The organism is Serratia sp. P2ACOL2, from assembly GCF_003691565.1.
In the GTDB taxonomy this organism is placed as follows: domain Bacteria; phylum Pseudomonadota; class Gammaproteobacteria; order Enterobacterales; family Enterobacteriaceae; genus Serratia; species Serratia liquefaciens.
Genome location: NZ_CP033162.1, coordinates 1,744,446 through 1,762,656 on the forward strand (window position 1 = coordinate 1,744,446; position 18,211 = coordinate 1,762,656).

The 18,211-nt window shown below is 48.2% G+C and carries 23 protein-coding genes and 3 tRNA genes; 25 read left to right on the forward strand and 1 reads right to left on the reverse strand.

Annotated elements, in window-relative coordinates:
• The first annotated feature begins 151 nt into the window (after positions 1-151).
• The 10 genes from EBA31_RS08390 (at position 152) to EBA31_RS08425 (ending at position 5,892) form a co-directional block, all read left to right on the forward strand.
• On the forward strand, positions 152-439 hold the full coding sequence (locus tag EBA31_RS08390) for a phage tail protein (RefSeq protein WP_122078329.1): 288 nt from the start codon (positions 152-154) through the stop codon (positions 437-439).
• Positions 432-956, forward strand: coding sequence for a hypothetical protein (locus EBA31_RS08395; protein ID WP_122078331.1), 525 nt, complete (start codon positions 432-434; stop codon positions 954-956). Before EBA31_RS08390 ends, EBA31_RS08395 begins: the two co-directional genes overlap by 8 nt.
• A 27-nt stretch (positions 957-983) precedes the next feature.
• On the forward strand, positions 984-1,346 hold the full coding sequence (locus EBA31_RS26760; protein ID WP_162302874.1) for a hypothetical protein: 363 nt from the start codon (positions 984-986) through the stop codon (positions 1,344-1,346).
• 136 nt (positions 1,347-1,482) lie between these two features.
• Positions 1,483-1,587, forward strand: a complete 105-nt coding sequence (locus tag EBA31_RS27245) for a hypothetical protein (protein WP_369982354.1) — start codon at positions 1,483-1,485, stop codon at positions 1,585-1,587.
• Between the two features lie 56 nt (positions 1,588-1,643).
• Positions 1,644-2,210, forward strand: coding sequence for a hypothetical protein (locus EBA31_RS26765; RefSeq protein WP_162302876.1), 567 nt, complete (start codon positions 1,644-1,646; stop codon positions 2,208-2,210).
• An 88-nt stretch (positions 2,211-2,298) separates the two neighbouring features.
• On the forward strand, positions 2,299-4,818 hold the full coding sequence (locus EBA31_RS08405; protein WP_122078335.1) for an urease subunit alpha: 2,520 nt from the start codon (positions 2,299-2,301) through the stop codon (positions 4,816-4,818).
• 583 nt (positions 4,819-5,401) lie between these two features.
• Complete coding sequence (locus EBA31_RS08410; RefSeq protein ID WP_238387441.1) at positions 5,402-5,599, forward strand: hypothetical protein; 198 nt, start codon at positions 5,402-5,404, stop codon at positions 5,597-5,599.
• Positions 5,600-5,661: 62 nt separating this feature from the next.
• Positions 5,662-5,738, forward strand: a tRNA-Ile gene (locus EBA31_RS08415).
• Positions 5,739-5,740: 2 nt separating this feature from the next.
• Positions 5,741-5,815: transfer RNA gene (locus EBA31_RS08420), tRNA-OTHER, on the forward strand.
• A gap of 2 nt (positions 5,816-5,817) precedes the next feature.
• Positions 5,818-5,892 (forward strand) — tRNA-Gly (locus EBA31_RS08425).
• A gap of 562 nt (positions 5,893-6,454) precedes the next feature.
• On the opposite strand, the gene EBA31_RS08430 is transcribed toward EBA31_RS08425, so the two are convergent.
• Positions 6,455-6,835, reverse strand: coding sequence for a helix-turn-helix domain-containing protein (locus EBA31_RS08430; protein ID WP_122078337.1), 381 nt, complete (start codon positions 6,833-6,835; stop codon positions 6,455-6,457).
• Positions 6,836-7,029: 194 nt separating this feature from the next.
• On the opposite strand from EBA31_RS08430, the gene EBA31_RS08435 reads away from it, so the two are divergent.
• The 15 genes from EBA31_RS08435 to EBA31_RS08505 all read left to right on the forward strand — a co-directional run bounded on the left by EBA31_RS08435 (position 7,030) and on the right by EBA31_RS08505 (position 18,186).
• Positions 7,030-7,386, forward strand: a complete 357-nt coding sequence (locus tag EBA31_RS08435; RefSeq protein ID WP_122078167.1) for a phage holin family protein — start codon at positions 7,030-7,032, stop codon at positions 7,384-7,386.
• The gene (locus tag EBA31_RS08440) at positions 7,376-7,771 is read left to right on the forward strand and encodes a M15 family peptidase (RefSeq protein WP_122078339.1); all 396 of its coding nucleotides are present in this window, start codon (positions 7,376-7,378) and stop codon (positions 7,769-7,771) included. Before EBA31_RS08435 ends, EBA31_RS08440 begins: the two co-directional genes overlap by 11 nt.
• A 35-nt stretch (positions 7,772-7,806) precedes the next feature.
• Entirely contained in the window at positions 7,807-8,232 is a 426-nt protein-coding gene (locus EBA31_RS08445) for a hypothetical protein (protein WP_122078341.1), read from the forward strand.
• 169 nt (positions 8,233-8,401) lie between these two features.
• Positions 8,402-8,749: a DUF6694 family lipoprotein gene (locus tag EBA31_RS08450; RefSeq protein ID WP_122078343.1), complete on the forward strand. Its 348-nt coding sequence runs from the start codon at positions 8,402-8,404 to the stop codon at positions 8,747-8,749.
• 343 nt (positions 8,750-9,092) lie between these two features.
• On the forward strand, positions 9,093-9,647 hold the full coding sequence (locus EBA31_RS08455; protein ID WP_122078345.1) for a terminase small subunit: 555 nt from the start codon (positions 9,093-9,095) through the stop codon (positions 9,645-9,647).
• Entirely contained in the window at positions 9,622-11,547 is a 1,926-nt protein-coding gene (locus tag EBA31_RS08460) for a phage terminase large subunit family protein (protein ID WP_122078347.1), read from the forward strand. Before EBA31_RS08455 ends, EBA31_RS08460 begins: the two co-directional genes overlap by 26 nt.
• Position 11,548: 1 nt before the next feature.
• Complete coding sequence (locus tag EBA31_RS08465; RefSeq protein ID WP_238387439.1) at positions 11,549-11,755, forward strand: phage head-tail joining protein; 207 nt, start codon at positions 11,549-11,551, stop codon at positions 11,753-11,755.
• On the forward strand, positions 11,752-13,353 hold the full coding sequence (locus EBA31_RS08470) for a phage portal protein (RefSeq protein WP_122078189.1): 1,602 nt from the start codon (positions 11,752-11,754) through the stop codon (positions 13,351-13,353). The genes EBA31_RS08465 and EBA31_RS08470 overlap by 4 nt, the downstream gene beginning before the upstream one ends.
• A gap of 19 nt (positions 13,354-13,372) precedes the next feature.
• On the forward strand, positions 13,373-14,674 hold the full coding sequence (locus tag EBA31_RS08475; RefSeq protein WP_238387502.1) for a S49 family peptidase: 1,302 nt from the start codon (positions 13,373-13,375) through the stop codon (positions 14,672-14,674).
• On the forward strand, positions 14,671-14,997 hold the full coding sequence (locus EBA31_RS08480; protein WP_122078191.1) for a head decoration protein: 327 nt from the start codon (positions 14,671-14,673) through the stop codon (positions 14,995-14,997). Before EBA31_RS08475 ends, EBA31_RS08480 begins: the two co-directional genes overlap by 4 nt.
• A 63-nt stretch (positions 14,998-15,060) precedes the next feature.
• Complete coding sequence (locus EBA31_RS08485) at positions 15,061-16,089, forward strand: major capsid protein (protein WP_122078194.1); 1,029 nt, start codon at positions 15,061-15,063, stop codon at positions 16,087-16,089.
• A gap of 59 nt (positions 16,090-16,148) precedes the next feature.
• Positions 16,149-16,559: a DNA-packaging protein FI gene (gene gpFI, locus EBA31_RS08490; RefSeq protein ID WP_122078349.1), complete on the forward strand. Its 411-nt coding sequence runs from the start codon at positions 16,149-16,151 to the stop codon at positions 16,557-16,559.
• 9 nt (positions 16,560-16,568) lie between these two features.
• Positions 16,569-16,937, forward strand: coding sequence for a head-tail joining protein (locus EBA31_RS08495; RefSeq protein WP_122078351.1), 369 nt, complete (start codon positions 16,569-16,571; stop codon positions 16,935-16,937).
• Position 16,938: 1 nt separating this feature from the next.
• Positions 16,939-17,631: a hypothetical protein gene (locus EBA31_RS08500; RefSeq protein WP_122078353.1), complete on the forward strand. Its 693-nt coding sequence runs from the start codon at positions 16,939-16,941 to the stop codon at positions 17,629-17,631.
• The gene (locus EBA31_RS08505) at positions 17,632-18,186 is read left to right on the forward strand and encodes a hypothetical protein (RefSeq protein WP_202914196.1); all 555 of its coding nucleotides are present in this window, start codon (positions 17,632-17,634) and stop codon (positions 18,184-18,186) included.
• Positions 18,187-18,211 lie beyond the last annotated feature (25 nt).

Here is an 18,211-nt window from a genome sequence, read left to right on the forward strand (position 1 = left end):
TTGGCGGAATTCAGGGGGAAAAAATCGTATTTTTGTAGTCCGGGCTACCCTATCTAAGAGTTTAGTCTCCAGGATTATCGAGGATGTCAATTTTATAAGTTGACTTAAGGTGGATGACACCTAACTATTGAAATTAAAAAAGGATGTAGTAATGAAACAGTTTCCTATTGGTGGTATCACTAATTATAGTGGGGATATTATCCCTAGCGGTTGGGTTTTATGTGATGGAAAAAATGGTACTCCAAATTTAACGGAAAAAATTATAGAGGGAAGTGGAGTAAGGGAAGAAAGTTACAATGACAAAAAAAAACGTAAAGAGGAAAAAGGTGTTTATGAAGGTGAGCAGAAAGGCGAAAATGTAAGGTGTGAAGGAACCTCAGATTGTCGTTCATCAGAAATTTATTCTTTGGCTTATATAATGTATGTTGGTAATGAATAAAGTTGGTGGGGCTATTATCCATTTCAGTTGTAGAGTTTTTTTAATGGTAATTTTTGTTTTTTTTAATTCAAAAAAAGGCATGACTATGAGGAAGAAAAAGTCAATTTTAGGTTTGTTTTTTGCACTTTTCCAGGTGTCAGCATGCTATGCTGGCGCATTTCAATGTGACGAAACTTTAGGAGTGGAAAAGTACTATGGAAGTATAGTTTCATTCAAAGAATCATCTGTTGCTGTGTTGAATAATGAATTGAGGCATAGTTGCGGGGTTGATTATAAAATTAATAAAATATCAAATAAAAACAATGTGGATATCACGTCAGACATTAATAAAAAAGAAGATTATTTTCCATTATTGATTGAAGATCAATACAAGTCTGACATGTGTGCGCGAATGCTCACGACTGCTCATAATGGGTGGAAGGTTGATTATATCGAAGTTTGCTATTTAGATAATTTAAGAAAGATTAATCGATTAGTAGGTATACATGTTCAAGGTGGGGTTAAAAGAAATGAGTAGGGTTATTATGGTTTTTTTGGAGGGTTTATGCGTTTAAAAACATCTGTATTTTTTTCTATAGCACTGTCAGTTTTATTTAATACCAATTCCAATGCAAGTGAAATTGAAATGAAAAACCCTAATATATGCAATGGTTATCATGAATATACAGGTAAGGTATTAAATGTTATAGCAACAACAAATTATGATGGGGAGGAAAATGTTTACGCGAATTTAAAATATGATGCAGGGAAAATAATAGGAGGTAAGATTTATTATAGGGCTCCATATCAAGCGGGTTATATTCCAATGATTAATTTAGCTACAATTGCAAGTGTCACTGGCGTTAGTGCAACTTTTTGTATGAAAGAGAATGGTGATCAAATTTATGCAATCCTGATTAAAGGTTGATTTTTTATAACTAATTAACGTGGAGGGGTGGGTGGTTTTTTTTAATGTATTAAGGTGTTGTTTTTCACGTAAATTAATCTTATGTTTTACTTTGTTTTTTTCCGCAGTTGTATATGCTATCCCTCCAGTGAATGTCGTGTACCGAATCGACTCAAGAGGTCCTGCAGATATATTTAATTTAGGATTTACATCTTGGGGGGGGATCCATCACTACTTAGGCATGTTAGTGGTGAAAATATAAGAGATCAAATAAGCGCTCTTATATCAACAACAAGTAATTGGGGGGCTATCGAACGAATGGCTGAAATTGTTGTGGGCTATGAAGAGGGGGACTCTGCTTGGATTTATGAAATAACACCTAGTGATAATTTTTATGATATTAACGGTTCGTTGCTTGCTCTGGCATTGGGAAATTATGCTTATGGGATACGTCAACAGGCTTTGGGGCTTTATCGAGAGTATGGATGGCAAGAAGAATTTGCAGCGCTTCTTCGTATTGAAGGGAATCAAGTGAGAAGTGCTCGTTCAATTACAAGAAACGCTTTAGGCCTTCTGGATGTAACAGATTATGTAATTTTCAATGCTCAATATGATGATCGAAGAGTCCCAACAACGAACCCATCACGCATAAGGCAGGTAGGTCATTTATCTTCAAATACATTTTATTTAGGAGATTTTGAGACTCGACGAGTATCCCCAGCATTTGGTATTTATGAATGCCGCGCACCAATCAGGTTAAAATCGGGAGTAAAAGAAGAAAAATCAGCAAAAGACTGTTTTTCTATTGAAACAAGTAAGCTTCTGGAAGAAAAAAGAAAAACAATTTCAAAATTTATTAAATCATTTAGTTTCTCGTATTTCTGACTCGCCGTCAGTAGGTTTAACACTACAGGGGGATTTTTAAAATTGAACTTTATTTTATATGAAAACATGCTAATGCTAAGGCTCTGTTATGGTGAATGTTGGAAAGGGTACTATTATACCGTTTAATGGAAATATTATACCGGATGGCTGGCTTTTATGCGATGGTCGCTATGGGACACCAAATTTACTTGGCAAGATTAACAAAGGTGGTTTTGCAGTTAATCCTTTCAAGAATAACTATCCGTTGCATAGTGATCAGAATAGTTATGGTGTTGAAGTGTCAAACCAATTTTCTTTAGCGTACGATCTATTTTTTGGAAGGGACATGAATAATAAATTTACCGCTAAAAACATGAATTACCCGGAGTTCGTTTCATATGTAAAATACCTCGCGCTTATTGAGGCGAGGGATAGTAGTGATTTACATTCTATTAAACAAAAAGTTAAAATTGAAATAAATAATAACCTTTTGAATGGCGATATCTCTCTACTTCCAGGGGTTGCCAATTTGGTAAAGTCAATTTCAGTCGAAGTTATGCTTGTTACTGGGGCTAGCACTATTGTTTTTGATGATCTTGGCATTATAGCTAGTGATGGTGAGATACATCCAGGTGAAATTATAATCCCTAGTCATAAATGTATTGCAAGTATTGTTGATCCATGCCTTGTAAATACCGATGAAGATGTGATAGCGGTTGATGTTATCAATAGTTCATTTAATGACATGTATATCCGGTCTCACTCTGATCTTTCTGAAGTTAATTTATCCCTGAAACTGTATCCTGACGGTGCTATATTGAAGGGGAAGCGACCTTATATCCCGTCTGGAGACTTGCTTCTTTTCCAACCTGGTGATAAGAAAAAAATAGCTGCTATAGGAATGAAGAAGCAAGACCTTGTTGTTACAGATTGTTATGATGGTAATGCTGAATTTCTTGATCTTGAAGGTTATGTTGATAGATATGGTCCAACCACTGATTGCATAGTAAGGCTATCAGATACAAATCTCACTATTCGGGTTGAAAATGATTATTGTGGTTATGGAGATGAGATTGTAACTGGATATGGTGAAGCAAGAAAAAATTCATCATTACCCTCGGCATATTGTTGTGATACAGTGATTGTTAATGCGTTAATAGTTGATCATACAGGTATATTTAAGGCTGATATTGGGATAAAAGATGGTAGGATTTGTGGTGTAGGAAAATCTGGTAACCCAGACATTCATAATAAAGTAGATCCAGGATTGGTTATAGGAGTGGCGACTAAAGTAATCCAAGCTAAAGGAATGATAGTTACGGCTGGGGCTGTTGATTGCTACGCGTTGTCGTTTAGTCGTAATGCCATTGATGAATATTTAAATTCAGGGATTACAACAGTTTCCTGTTGTGGGGTAAATACAATAAATGCAGAAGAAAGTGGTGCATACTCAATAGGAGAAAATGAAGTCAATCAAGGCGCCCAACTATTGGATAATCTTCCTATTAATATAATGCTTCATGGGGCTGCGCAAGGATATAATACTGACCGATTTGATGATTTATTATATAATAGTGTTGCCTCTGGGTTTTATCTTAACGAATATGGAGAGGGAACATCATATTCCATAAGCAAAATTTCAGAAGTGGCGAATGAGAAGGACGTCCCGTTCTTATTCAAAATGGATGCATGTAATACAAGAGGGTTTGTTGAGCATTTACCTCTTGGACTGTCAAGTCGAACTGCAATTGCTGTTAATATATCTGGGTTTTGTGGAGGCCCGAATGATTCAATTGTTTGTTCGAAGTATGCTAACATAATTCCTATTTCTACATCGTCTGGTTTGATATTTACACAAAACTTATGTTATGATTCAATGGGAGTAATGAGTATGCAGCATAACCTTTCTAAAAAGGGTCATGCTATAAATCATCTCTATGACACATCAAAGTATGAGGGTGTTATCGCGGCAGAGTCAGTGTTACATGATCAAGGATTTATCCCAATTATCGCTTCTGGTTATTTAAGTCCAGGCAGGGTTAGAGATGTTGTCAGAAAAACATGGCAGTTAGCCCATGTTATGAAAGATGAATATGGACCGCTTGATGGTGATGACGAGGATTCTGGTGACAATTATCGTGTAAAGAGATATATAAGTAAATATACAATAAATCCAGCAATTGCTTTAGGGATAGATAAGCATGTTGGTTCAGTGGAAAAAGGAAAGCTTGCTTGTTTAACTATTTGGGACCCCGCTTTCTTTGGCATACAGCCAAACGTAGTATTGGTTAATGGGCTCGTCTCCTTGGAGCTATGCGCAAGCGCTTCTAATACCATAGGCTCCACTGGCGAGGTTAGACGCATGCGCTCCTGCAGAGGAAAAGGTGTGACCTTTACATCAAAAAATGCCATAAGGGAAAATGTTGAAAAAGGTCTGCAATGCTTTAATGAATTTATTCCTACAGAGGGTGCAAAAGATGTTTCCCGCTCTGATATGAAGCACAACTCGGGAATTCCAGAGTTTACGTATAATTATGAGCTAAATAATCTAATTTCTGAAGATGGTAAAGTAATAGGTAATTTAAGTTATGTTGAATATCTTCCCCTATCTCGATTATACAAAGCATAAGTGCATGAGTTTTTTATTAGTCTAGGCCTAAGTGTACAGATTCCGGTATAAATAACCGACATCTGTCATAGCCGTCAAAAGGTAGATTTTCCCCTATATTTTTAGATATAATACCTGTTTTTTTAGGTTTGCCGCGCAGCTATTTCAGCGGTGGACTATAACCTAACGCACTGCACGGATGCCGTTCATTACAGTGCTTGAACGCCATAGCTAAATCCAGCACTGCTGGGCCTGAGCATGCTGCTGGAGTGGAATTATATTCACTGCATACCGGTGCGCAGCATGGATACCAAGCTGCGCATATCTTACTCACTGGTATTGAAGCGGTTACAGGCGGCAGAGGGCTTTAATGATGCTGTCTCGCTTAAGGTGGTCGGTATTGCCTGAAAAAGAACGTCTATCCGCCAGCGATAAAAAAAGCTTGTGGAATTCCAAAAGGCTGGTGACTTCGCCACACCGCTTATCATCGCCCCCCGGCAATGGTGTGTTTTGTGTCGTTATGGAGCCAGGTAAATGTCAATGCACGTAACCAGAGTCTTGTATTCCGACCCGACAGCAAACTGCCAACCCCACGGGTAATGGCGTGCTGGTTCTCAATCCCTGCGACGGCTGGCACGAAGGACACATCCGGGCATTAGAGGAAGACGGTGAGGTTTACCACATCGGTATTCACACTTGGCTGATGGAAGAACTGACCCCTCACGATTTCTACGTCGCCTGGGCACTGCTGCCGGACGGCATTGCGTTGAGCGAGAAGTTCGAGTCAGAAAAGCACCGTTGATATGTAAAGAAATATCAATGGGTATTGTGTGGTTATGCTGGCTGCATTAGTATGCGCGCCTCGGCCCTTTAGCTCAGTTGGTTAGAGCGCGCGACTCATAATCGCTCGGTCGCTGGTTCAAGTCCAGCAAGGGCCACCAAACCGCCATTAGCTCAGCAGGAAGAGCAACGACCATTAAGTTGTAGGTACGGGGTTCGAGACCTCGATGGCGGACCAATGCGGGCATCGTATAATGGCTATTACCTCAGCCTTCCAAGCTGATGATGCGGGTTCGATTCCCGCTGACCGCTCCAGAAAAAGCTTTTCAGCCTGCGAAGATGGGATTACCCGGAGTGGCTGGAAAGCGCATCAGAAGGGCGCATTTGGGTTTGATACGCACTATCAATCCCTACCCTGGGTTATCTGAATGCGTCCCTCGATGTGAAGTGACAGCCGGGAAAGACCGACACCAAGCCCTGGCATTTGCCGGGGCTTTTTAATAACTCCAAATTTCACCGATAAATAACAAAGTAAACATAACCCCCGAGCTAAAAGCCAATGCCATTAAGGCGAACCAATCACGCATTTTTACCTTCGTTATTTAAAAAAAGCCCTGAAACCGCAAGGTCGCTCAGGGCAAGGGGTAAGAACAACTATCTACATGGACTGGCTCTAGGCCAGTGTAAATATTCTAGCTGCTTGGCAATGACTGTCTAATTATCGGCATTAAAAGAGATTTTATATCGCAACATTAAAATGTTTATGCATCTAATTGTCGCAATATCGATGGTCTTTGGTCTGGAATCTTACCATTGGTGTATCCCTATAGATGAGGTAGACAGGATATCTCTTTAGTGTTAACGGTTGGAACAGATTTCAACCCACTATTGGTTCCACCGTCTTTGTGGTCAATTGTTCAAGGGAACAATCATAGATAGCCGCAAGCTTCATGCGTGTTTTCTTCTGTGGTTTTGAAAACGTTGATTCCCATTGCGAAACAGCCGATTGAGTCGTGTCTAGTTTTTTTGCTACTGCATGCTGTGATAGCCCACGATAAATACGCCAGGCTGCAACTAGGCTAACGTCCCGAAAGTTCATGATGGAAACAACGTCCTGAGGGGGGGCGTTATGTTTATCTAACTGATAGGGTACAGGCTCCCAGCCTTTATCGTTGAGAAGGTCGTTAAATTCTGCGTTGGGAAAAACTGCACACTGTAGTTTATCCGCTGTATTGCTGAGATATTGAAATTTTGACATGGTTGAGTTCACTAAATAGGTAAGAGTTAATCTAGTTATAGAAACGGTTTTTTCCTGTTTTTAACAACATACCCACACGGGGTAGTTATTTATTTAGTTGACAATCAAATAATGTCAAATTCATGTGATATCTGAATGCCACGCCTGCCACGCATAAGCGTGGCTTTTTACTTTCTGAAACCCGGAGCCGGGCAATGAATAATCAACACCTGCCGCCGGGATTCCTGGAGGCAACTTTGCTGTGGATGAAAACCAATGCGCCAGTGCTTTACGGCTCATTCGCTGCGTTCGGCATGGCTACCTTACTGACCTTACGTGATGGCAAATCGTGGTTGGATGCCGTTATCGCCGGGGCCATTTGTTTGCTGATTTCTCTCGGCGTTATCAATTCCCTTGAGCTATTCGGGATGAGCCAAGACAACGCGCTGCTGATTGGCGTTGTGATCGGTGGAATAGGTGTCGAGCGTTGCCTGGCAATCCTCCGCGCTTTCTCAACGATGAAAACGCATGTGCCAATGGAAGAGAAGGATAAACCGAAAAATGACCGCTAATTATCGTTTCAGCGAACGCAGCGAAGGCAATTTAAAAGGCGTCAATTCCGAGCTGGTGGCTGTTGTACGCCGCGCCCTTGAGCTATCACCTGTTAATTTTACCGTTATTGGAGGCTTGCGCACCAAGGCACGACAACAGCAGTTGAAAGACGCCGGCGCGAGCAAAACCATGAATAGCCGCCACCTTTCCGGGAATGCGGTAGACCTGCTGCCCGTTGGTGCCGACTGGAACGATTATAAATGCTGGCTGCCTGTGTTGGTGGCCATGTGGCAGACTGGTCAGGAGCTTGGCGTAAAGCTGCGATTTGGGCTCACCTGGACGGATAATCCAGAAGATAAGCCGGCGAAGTTCCTGGACGCTCCCCACGTCGAGATCCCCGCGTGATAGCCGCGTAGCTTAAGTATTGGCGGTTAGGCCTGGTGGCAGTGCTTGTTGCTGACCTGGCTATTTCGCTGTGGTCCGTCTCGTACTACTCAGAACGAGCAGAGCGGGTCGAGGGGCAGGCGCGCCAGCTGCAGGCCGATAACTCCCTACAGGGGGAGGCTATCGCTACCCAGGCGTTTCAGTTTAACCGAATGAACCAAATAGCCGGCGCGGTTGCTGGGTATCAAACAGCCGTCGGTCTGAAATCAGAAGAGTCGCAGAATGAAATCCGCACGATTGTTAAGCGTGACCCGGTTGGCCGGCAGTTTGTTAATCCTGTTGTTGCTCAGCGGGTGCTCAACTACGCGAACCGTTTACGTGCCGGCGCAGTGCCAGGCCTTGCCGCCGGCGCTACTGCAACACATACCGCCACCGTTGCCGCCGGCTGCCGATTGACCTGGCCAGGCTGTTTACTGGCTTGAGCCGCTACTGGTCACGGTGGACAAGCTGAATAGGCAACTGCAGGGAACACAGGAAGCCGACGCGGTGCGGGCGGTAAAGCAATCAACCAAGGCCTCATAAAGCGCAGGGCTATATGCTTGGGATAAATACCGGTAACATCAAGCCATAACTAATACGTCAGGAGGACGAATGAAACGTTATTTGTTACCAATGGTATTTATGTTCGCGTTGAGTGGTTGCGATCAAGCTCCCCGGTTTGATGGTTCTAGCAGAGAAGCATTGATTTATTCAGGTGAGAAAGTACTTGAAGCTTTGCCTAAAGATAAGCAAGACGAGTTGAAGCAAGCAACCGCTGATATACGTTTATACGCTTATATGATGACAGGTGGCGCGGAGGGTATTAACGATGATGATGCGAGTCAAAGGCTGTATCTCAAAATAATGGACGGGAAAACAGTCGATGAAACGATCAAGGAATCTCGAAGCCTGAAACAAAAGGCAGACCAGATAATTAAAAAGGCTTCAACTAAAAACTAATCTAAGCCCACCACATGGTGGGTTTTTGATTATTGCAAACAAATTTGTACAGCGTTTTGGCCTTTACCGTCCGATGAAATCACTTAAATGAGAATGGCTATCAACTCTCGCGGGTCCTTCCTGGAGTTCAAAACACCGAGGGGCGGGAGACGCGCGAAAAGTCGCTATTTATGAGCTTTTTGGACGCGGATCCTACTTCCTTCTCACTTAACACCTAACGCATTGTTTTTACTTAATTCACCTATAGCCAGAGCGGGAAGTGATCCTATCGAGATCCTCTCGATTTTCGGGAAATCACTTCCCGGTTAAAAAAATGTTAATAAAAAGGAGTTTCGGGGGGGTTATGAATGTAACAAAGGCACAACTGGCGGATCTCTTCGAAGTTTCAACGCGCACGATCACCACATGGCAATCGCAAGGAATGCCGGTAGTGGCCGGCGAGGGGAACGGCGGTAAAGGCGGGGAAAATACCTATTCGACAAAGGACGTTATTACCTGGTACGCCGACCGCGAGGCCTCGCTAGAAAACGAGATATTGCGTAAAGAGCTGGACGCCCTGCAGCAAAGCGGGGATGAGGCCTTACAGCCCGGCACTATCGATTATGAGCGCTACCGTTTAACCCGCGCTCAGGCCGACGGCCAGGAATTAAAGAATGCTAAAGACTCCGCCGAGGTAGTGGAAACCGGCTTCTGCATGTTTGTCCTGTCAAAGGTTGCGGGGGAGATTGCCGGCATTCTTGACGGCATTCCTCTCTCAATGCAGCGGCGCTTTCCTGAACTGGAAAATCGGCATATCGAATTTTTAAAGCGGGATGTGGTGAAAGCCATGAATAAAGCGGCTGCGCTGGATGAAATTCTTCCGGGGTTGCTGAATGAGTATATCGAACAAACGGATTGATCGGCTGCGTTATTGGGTTGCAGCCGGTCTGCGTTCGCTATTCCGCCCCGTTCCTATGACGGCGGTCGAATGGGCTAACGAATTTTATTACCTCCCCAAAGAATCCTCCTATCAAGAGGGGCGCTGGGAAACGATGCCGTTTCAGGTTGCGATCATGAACGCAATGGGGAGCGATGACATCCGGGAGGTAAACCTGATTAAGTCGGCGCGCGTCGGCTATTCAAAAATGTTGCTGGCCGTCGTGGCGTATTTTATCCAGCACAAACAGCGAAACGGGCTGTTGTGGCAGCCGACGGATGGCGACGCTGAAAATTTTATGAAGTCGCACGTCGAACCGACGATCCGCGACGTTCCCAGTCTCTTGGCAATGGCGCCCTGGTACGGAAAAAAACACCGCGATAACACGCTTTCGATGAAGCGTTTTTCGAACGGTCGGGGTTTCTGGTGCCTGGGAGGTAAAGCGGCAAAAAACTACCGTGAAAAATCGGTCGATTATGTTGGCTATGACGAACTGGCCGCCTTTGATGAGGATGTGGAGAAAGAGGGTTCACCGACGTTCCTGGGTGATAAGCGCATAGAAGGCTCAGTGTGGCCAAAGTCTATACGCGGATCTACACCGAAAATCAGGGGCATATGCCAGATAGAACGCGCCGCCAGTGAATCCGGGCATTTGATGCGTTTTCATGTGAAATGCCCACATTGCGGCGAGGAGCAGTTTTTAAAGTTCGGCGATCGTGAAACGCCATACGGTTTTAAGTGGGAATCAGGGAAGCCGAAGACGGTTTTTTATCTCTGTGAGCATAACGCCTGCGTGATACGCCAGCAGGAACTTAATTTTAGTGGTGCGCGTTATATCTGTGAAAACACGGGCCTTTACACGTCTGATGGCCTCCGCTGGTTCGAATCGACGGGGCAGGAGGTTGATCCCCCTGAATCAGTATCCTTTCACATCTGGACCGCTTACAGCTCGTTTACTACCTGGGCGCAAATCGTTAAGGACTTTAGAAAGACGAAGGGCGACCCGGGCAAGCTGAAAACGTTCACCAACACGACGCTAGGCGAAACCTGGGCCGAGGAAGTGGGGGAGCGGCCATTACCTGAAACCCTGGTTGAACTGGCAGAACATTACCGGGCAGAGGTGCCCGATCGTGTGGTTTACCTCACTGCCGGCATTGACTCCCAGCTCGACCGTTACGAAATGCGTGTTTGGGGCTGGGCGCCAGGTGAAGAGGCATTCCTGATCGACCGCGTGATTATCATGGAGCGGCACGATGAAGAGGAAACGTTGCTGCGTGTTGATGAGGCCATCAACAAACAGTATCAGCTGGCCGACGGCACGATCATGACCATTGGCCGCGTTTGTTGGGACACCGGCGGTATCGACCAGACGATAGTTTATAACCGCTCGAAAAAACTGGGCCTCTTTCGGGTAATCCCGATCAAGGGCGCCAGCGTTTATGGGAAGCCAGTGGCCAACATGCCGCGCAAGAAAAACAGCCACGGCGTTTTTCTGACAGAAATCGGCACTGACGTCGCCAAAGAAGTCATTTACAGCCGCTACAAACTGGAACGCTCCGCTGATGGCTCCCCCGTTCCTGGGCTTATTCACTACCCGAATAATCCGGCAGTTTTCGACCTGACCGAAGCCGAGCAGATGACGGCAGAGGAACTCATAGAAAAATATGAGAAAGGGAAAATTAAATTGCTCTGGGACGCCAAAAAACGCCGAAACGAGGCCCTCGACTGTTTTGTTTATGCCCTGGCGGCTTTGCGTATCAGCGTTTCGCGCTGGCAGCTGGATTTGGATGTGTTACTGGCCAGCCGCCAACAATCACCGTCCGGCCAGCAGGCCAGAAATAATAATGACTTGGCCGCCCTGGCGGCTCAATTGGGAGGATAACGTGGCGACACTGGCACAATTGGAAGAAGCCCGAAAAGCCTTGCACGAACTGCTGACGGGTAAACGTGTGGCATCGATTCAAAAAGACGGGCGCGCCGTGACATTCACCTCCGCCACGTTAAACGAGCTGCGCGCCTATATCTCTGATTTAGAGGTTCAACTGGGGTTAGCCAGTCGGCGCCGTGGCCCGGTGGGGTTCGGGGTATGACTAAAAATCTAACTTTACTCGGCCCGGATGGCGCGACGCCGCTGCGTGAATACGCCGGTTATACCGGTGGCGGTGTGGGCTTTGGTGGCCAAATTGCCGGCTGGCAACCGTCTTCACAAAGCGTAGACGCCGCATTACTGCCGCAATTTGAACGGGGGAACGCCCGGGCGGATGACCTGGTACGAAATAACGGTTATGCGGCCAATGGCGTGCAGTTGCACCAGGATCATATCGTCGGCTCCTTCTTTCGTCTTAGCTATCGACCAAACTGGCGATATCTCGGTATCGCAGAGGAAGAATCCCGGGCGTTTTCTGACGAGATAGAGGCGGCCTGGCGAGAGTACGCAGAGGACCCTGATTGTTGCCTGGACGTGGAGCGCAAACGAACCTTTACGATGATGATCCGTGAAGGCGTGGCCATGCACGCGTTTAACGGGGAGGTCTTTACCCAGCCTTGCTGGGATCGTGCTCCGCATCGGCTGTTTCGAACACAGTTTAAAATGGTCAGCCCCAAACGTATCCGAAACGCGCCCGGAGTGCTCGACAGCAAAACGCAGCGCGCCGGTGTTTCGCTGGACAAATATGGTGCCGCCATTGGTTACAACGTGGTGGATGACAGCTATCCGAGCTGGGGCACCCGCCGCGTTTCCTACGTGCCCCGTGAGCTGGCAAATGGTCGGCCGGCGATGATCCACATTTTTGAACCCCTGGAGGATGGCCAGACGCGTGGAGCCAACCGGTTTTACAGCGTGATGGAGCAAATGAAGATGCTCGATACGCTGCAGAACACGCAGCTGCAGAGTGCGATCGTTAAGGCGATGTATGCCGCAACCATTGAATCTGAGCTGGATACAGAAAAGGCGTTTGATTACATCCTGGGGGCAGGGAACGTGAAAGGCCAGGAACCCCCGATGAATAAATTCCTGGAGCAATACCTGATTTATTACCAGGCCGCGCAAGTGAAGTTTGGCGGCGCCAAAGTCCCGCACCTGTTCCCAGGGGACAAACTGGAACTGAAAACCGCGCAGAACGCGGATAACGGCTATTCAGTCTTTGAACAGTCGTTGCTGAGATACATCGCAGCCGGCCTGGGCGTGTCCTACGAGCAGCTTTCCCGCGATTATTCGCAGGTGAGTTACTCCAGTGCCCGGGCATCGGCTAATGAATCCTGGCGTTACTTCCTTGGTCGCCGCAAGTTTATTGCGTCACGCCAGGCGAGCATGATGTTTTCCTGTTGGCTGGAGGAAGCATTGATCCGTGGGGTGGTAAAAATGCCATCCCGCGCACGTTTCTCATTCAGTGAGGCGCGATGTGCCTGGAGTAATTCAGAATGGATCGGCGCCGGCCGCATGGCCATTGATGGCCTGAAAGAGGTGCAGGAGTCCGTCATGCTGATAGAGGCGGGTTTAAGTACCTTTGAAAAGGAATGCGGCAAGCTGGGCGAAGACTATCAGGAGATTTTCCGCCAGCAGGTGCGGGAGGCAGAAGAACGCAAGGCAGCCGGCTTAACACAGCCTGCGTGGGTGGCTGCAGCTTTCCAGGCTCAGCTGCAGAATTCTACACAAAACGAGGGAGGTCAGCGTGGATCAAGCGCGTAACTTGCCCCATATCGCCAGCATGGCACTCAATGAGCCGCTTTTATTAGAACCCGCCTACGCGCGGGTTTTCTTTTGCGCGTTGGGTAACGAGCTGGGCGTGGGGCGCCTGATTGATGGCACAACAAATACGGTCTTATCACCGCCGCAAATGACCGAATTAGCCGCGTCCTATGGTCCCGGACGAATGACTGTCTCGGATAACGGCTATGACATCCAGGACCGGATCGCCATTGTCCCGATATCGGGGACGTTGGTCAGCAAGTCCGCCGCTTTGCGTCCGTATTCTGGCATGACCGGCTACAACGGGATTGTTTCCAGGATAACAGCGGCAATTAACGATCCCGGCGTTGACGGGATTTTGCTTGATATGGATACCCCGGGCGGAATGGTCGCCGGCGGATTTGATGCGGCCGATATGATCGCCCGCCTGCGTAATCAAAAACCGATCTGGTCATTGGCCAACGATATGAACTGCAGCGCCGGGCAGTTGCTGGCCAGCGCGTGCTCTCGGCGCCTGGTCACGCAAACGGCTAAAGCCGGCTCTATCGGGGTGTTGATGGCCCACAGTAATTACGCCGGCAATCTGAAGCAAGCCGGTGTCGATATCACCCTTATTTTTGCCGGTGCTCACAAGGTGGACGGGAATCCCTGGGAAGCCTTGCCAAAAGAAGTTCGGGCAACATTTCAGGCAAAAATGAACGCCATCCGGCAATCCTTTGCGGACAAAGTATCGGGCTATACCGGTATTTCTGTTCAGGCGGTGCTCGATACCGAAGCGGCCGTGTATACCGGCCAGGAGTCGATAGACGTAGGTCTGTCTGATGAACTGGTTATCAACACCGATGCGTTAGCGGTCATGCGTGAGGCTATCAGTAACTCAAAAGTAACCCGGTCTATAGGAGGCCAAATGTCAGTAAATCAAACCCAAACCGTAGCGGATACGCCAACCGGGTCGGAAGTGGCCACAGCACAAACGGCAGCGGATCCGGCAGCGGCTCAGCCCGCAGGAAGTGTAACAGCGGCCGTTAATAATGCCATTCAGGCCGAAAATGCCCGCATCATGGGGATTTTAGATTGTGATGAGGCCAAAGGCCGGGGCGTCTCTGCGCGTGCCCTGGCAGCTACGCCAGGCATGACGGTAGAAAATGCCCAGCGCATTCTTGCCAGTATGCCGGAAAGCGCTCAGGCCCGGACTGAAACGGGACTTGATCGCCTGATGGCTGATTCTCCCGAAGCGCTGGGCCAGGGGAGCGGTGAAAACAAGGCGCAAGACGGGGTATCGCGTTTAGCGTCATTCTTAACGCAAGGGGAAAATGCATGACCGTAGAACAGCGTAATGATCATCGAGTTTTTGCCGGCAGCGATACGGCACACACCGCAAAGGCCTGCAGTGGGCTGACCAAGGCAACTCTGGCACTGACGCCTCTGATGCTTGCGGCCGAAGGTGGTTTACTGGTGGCCTGGGATGGCGCAGCGGCAGGAACGGCTGTCGCCGTGTTGGCGCTACCACATGATGGCATCGCACCCTTGCTGACCTATTACAAGTCGGGGACGTTTGCTATTGAGGTGATCGCCTGGCCTGACGGTGTGACCGATCAGTTAAAACAAAATGCGTTTATCGGTACCGCCCTCAGCGTTGCTTAAGACGGTTTCCCCCTCATAACTAAAGGCTGCCTGGCGGCCTTTTTATTACCAGAAGGAGGGCCTATGGGCCTGTTTACCACGCGTCAACTGATTGGCGTAACCCAGGACAAACTCAAGTTTAATGCGTTGTTCCTGAATCTGTTTTTTAAGCGTGAAATCACTTTCGATACCAAAGAGGTGATGCTGGACAAAATTACCGGTCGGGCGCCGATAGCCATGTACGTTTCTCCTCAGGTAGAGGGCAAGGTTTTACGTAATTTGGGGGGGATGACACGCACGCTAAAGCCCGGGTATGTCAAACCGAAACACCAGGTTACACCGGATATGGTCGTTGACCGTTTGCCGGGCGAGGACCCTGCAATGTTGGCGGATCCGGCGTACAGGCGTGAACGTGTTATTGCGCAGAATCTGAAACAGGAAGAGGAATCCATTGTTCAGGTTGAAGAAATGCAGGCTGTTCAGGCGGTATTAAAGGGTAAGTACCTGATGGAGGGGGAGCAATTCGAGAAAGTTGAAGTCGATTTTGGTCGAAACCCTGCAAACAACATTATTCAGAGCGGCGCGGCGGCCTGGTCAAAACAGGACCAGGACACCTTTGACCCAACGTTTGATCTGGATATGTACGCTGACCAAAGTAACGGGGCCATCAATATTGCCGTGATGGACGGGTTGTCCTGGCGCGCCTTGAACGGGTTCAAGTTGTTCCGTGAAAAGATGGATACCCGTCGCGGGTCTAATTCTCAGCTGGAAACGGCGTTGAAAGACCTGGGGGCGATTGTCTCCTTCAAGGGCTATTACGGCGACCTGGCTATTGTTGTGACAAAAGGCCAATACGCGAAAGAGGACGGCAAAACAGCGCGCTATATGCCGGATAACACCATTGTGCTGGGGAATACGTTGGCTGATGGTATCCGCTGTTACGGCATGATCCATGATGCGGAATTTGTCGCAGAAGGGATCACCGTCGCTAAACGTTATCCGAAAAACTGGATCACAAAAGGCGACGTGAGCAGCGAATACACGATGACTCAATCCGCCCCGCTCATGGTGCTGCCAGAGCCTGACAATTTCGTTGTCATCACAATCGCATAACGCCGATTAATCAGGCAGGGGCTACGGCCCCTTTTCCCCTGTTTTAGAGAGAGAACACAATGGCTAATAAAGACGAGTTGATCACCAAGTTGGACGAGCTGGGTAAGGTGCTGGGCCGTGAGCTGAGCACAGAAGGGACTATCGCAGATCTGCAACTGCGGATCCGTGAAGCCGAAGAGGAAATCGAGGCTCTGGAGGAAGACGGCGACGGTACAGACGGTGGCACCGGTGGGGCGTCTGGTTCCGGTCCGTTGCTGCAGACGACCACCGAACAACGCCAGCCAATGGCGCCAAAATCAGAAGGCGAAATAGAGTGGGTACCGGTTCGCGTGCTGACGACGTTGCATATCAACGCATTGCATGAAACGCGAAATCAACCGGTGAAAATGGCGTATGCCGGCGATACGGTCCGCGTTCTGGCCTCGGACGTGGACGACCTGGAAGACGCTGGCCACGCGACAGAGCTTTAAGGGGGCGGCATGGATGGGTTCGATAACCTTTTTGATGAGGCCCTTTTCGATGCTGACAGCCGAATTATTGAGGTGATGGGGCGGGAAATGGAGGTGTCTATCAATGGTGCGCCGACGCCTGTCCGTGCCGTTTTCGATGAGCCTGCCGCTGATACTTCCCTGCCTTATGGCGCCGCAACGGTTCAGGACGTCGCCCCTCGGCTATTTGTTAAAACGGCGCTGATTGTAGGCCTGAAACCTAAAGATCGGGTGGAGATTGGCACAGAGTCCTTTTGGGTGGTGAAGGTCGGCCCGGACGACACAGGAACCTGTGTTGTCACATTGGCGCGTGGGGTGCCAGGTAAGCCCGCGCCAGCGATTGACAAATGGAGTAAATAATATGGCCCGTGAAAGCCGTTTACGCCGAAACCTGCCGATTGATATTGACCTGCAGGTGCTGCAACAAATAGCCGTCGCCGCCGGCGCTAATCATAAACAATACCGTAATGCATACAGCAGGGCATTGAAGCGTACGTTAGCAAAGTCTCTAAGGTCGGCCCGGGGAGATCTCAAGGCGGGACTCGCTCCCCGGGACATGAAAATGATAGAGAAACGTGTGCTGTCTTATCAAGGCTCCCGGGGCACTATCACCGACACAAGTAATAAACTGGGCGAGGGGAAGATCTGGTTTGGCTTGAACGCTATCAAGGTTAAAGACCTCAAAGGTCGGGTTAAGGGGCGGGCGCGACCACACCATAACCGCAGAGATCCGCAGTCTGGCCGGTTTATTGCCGCCCGTCGGCGAAAGTTGAACGAGGTGGGCTTTGAACCTAAAGGTGCTTTGCTGCCGGCGATGAATTTCCCTGACGGTGAGGTTGCTCGGTCAAAAAAGGAAGGGCGGCGTACGGTACTAATACGTGACCCCCAGACCCGCCGTGCCCGTGAGGCGGAAATTGATATTTATGCAGCGGTGCTGGATCACCTTGAAGACCATTCATTTCCCGATATGGCGACCAATTTCTATCGAGAGTTTACGAATGACATCAGGGGGCGCATTAAAAAGCGGATAGACCTGGACGGCCGGAGAATGTAAATGCCTACACCGATTTTAATGGCCCACTATCATGAGGCGGTTTTATCTGCGCTGCGTGAAATTTCCTGGGTCACTGATGCAAATGATTACCCGGAAACCGTGACGCAACTGGCCACGCCGGCCGTGTATTTTTCCATTATTGGCTGGAAGAATGTTCCCAGTGGGGATGGTCAGTTACGCGTAGAGTTTGAGCATGACCTCTTTGTTGTTGTTGATCGATCGGCGACGGCTGACATTTCAAAACCGCAGATATATGTTCGCACGGCCGCCGCTGACCTTAGTCAATGGATAGAGGGCAAAACGTTTGGGCTTGAAGGGCTGGAGCCGGCGCAGTTTGTCAGTGCTGACCCTGACGAGTTTGATCCGGAGATGGCGGCCTATATTGTGTGGCGCATTACCTTCACCCAGGTGGCGGCGATGGGTGAAGATCCGTTTGAGTCGAAAGCCGGCCCGCTGAAAAAGGTATTTTTGGGCAAGGCCCCGAATATTGGCAGTGCGCACGTTGACGATTACAGGCTTATCTACGAGAAAAAAGAGGCCGCCGGCGATGAGTGATGACGCGTTATCAGACCTGCAGCGC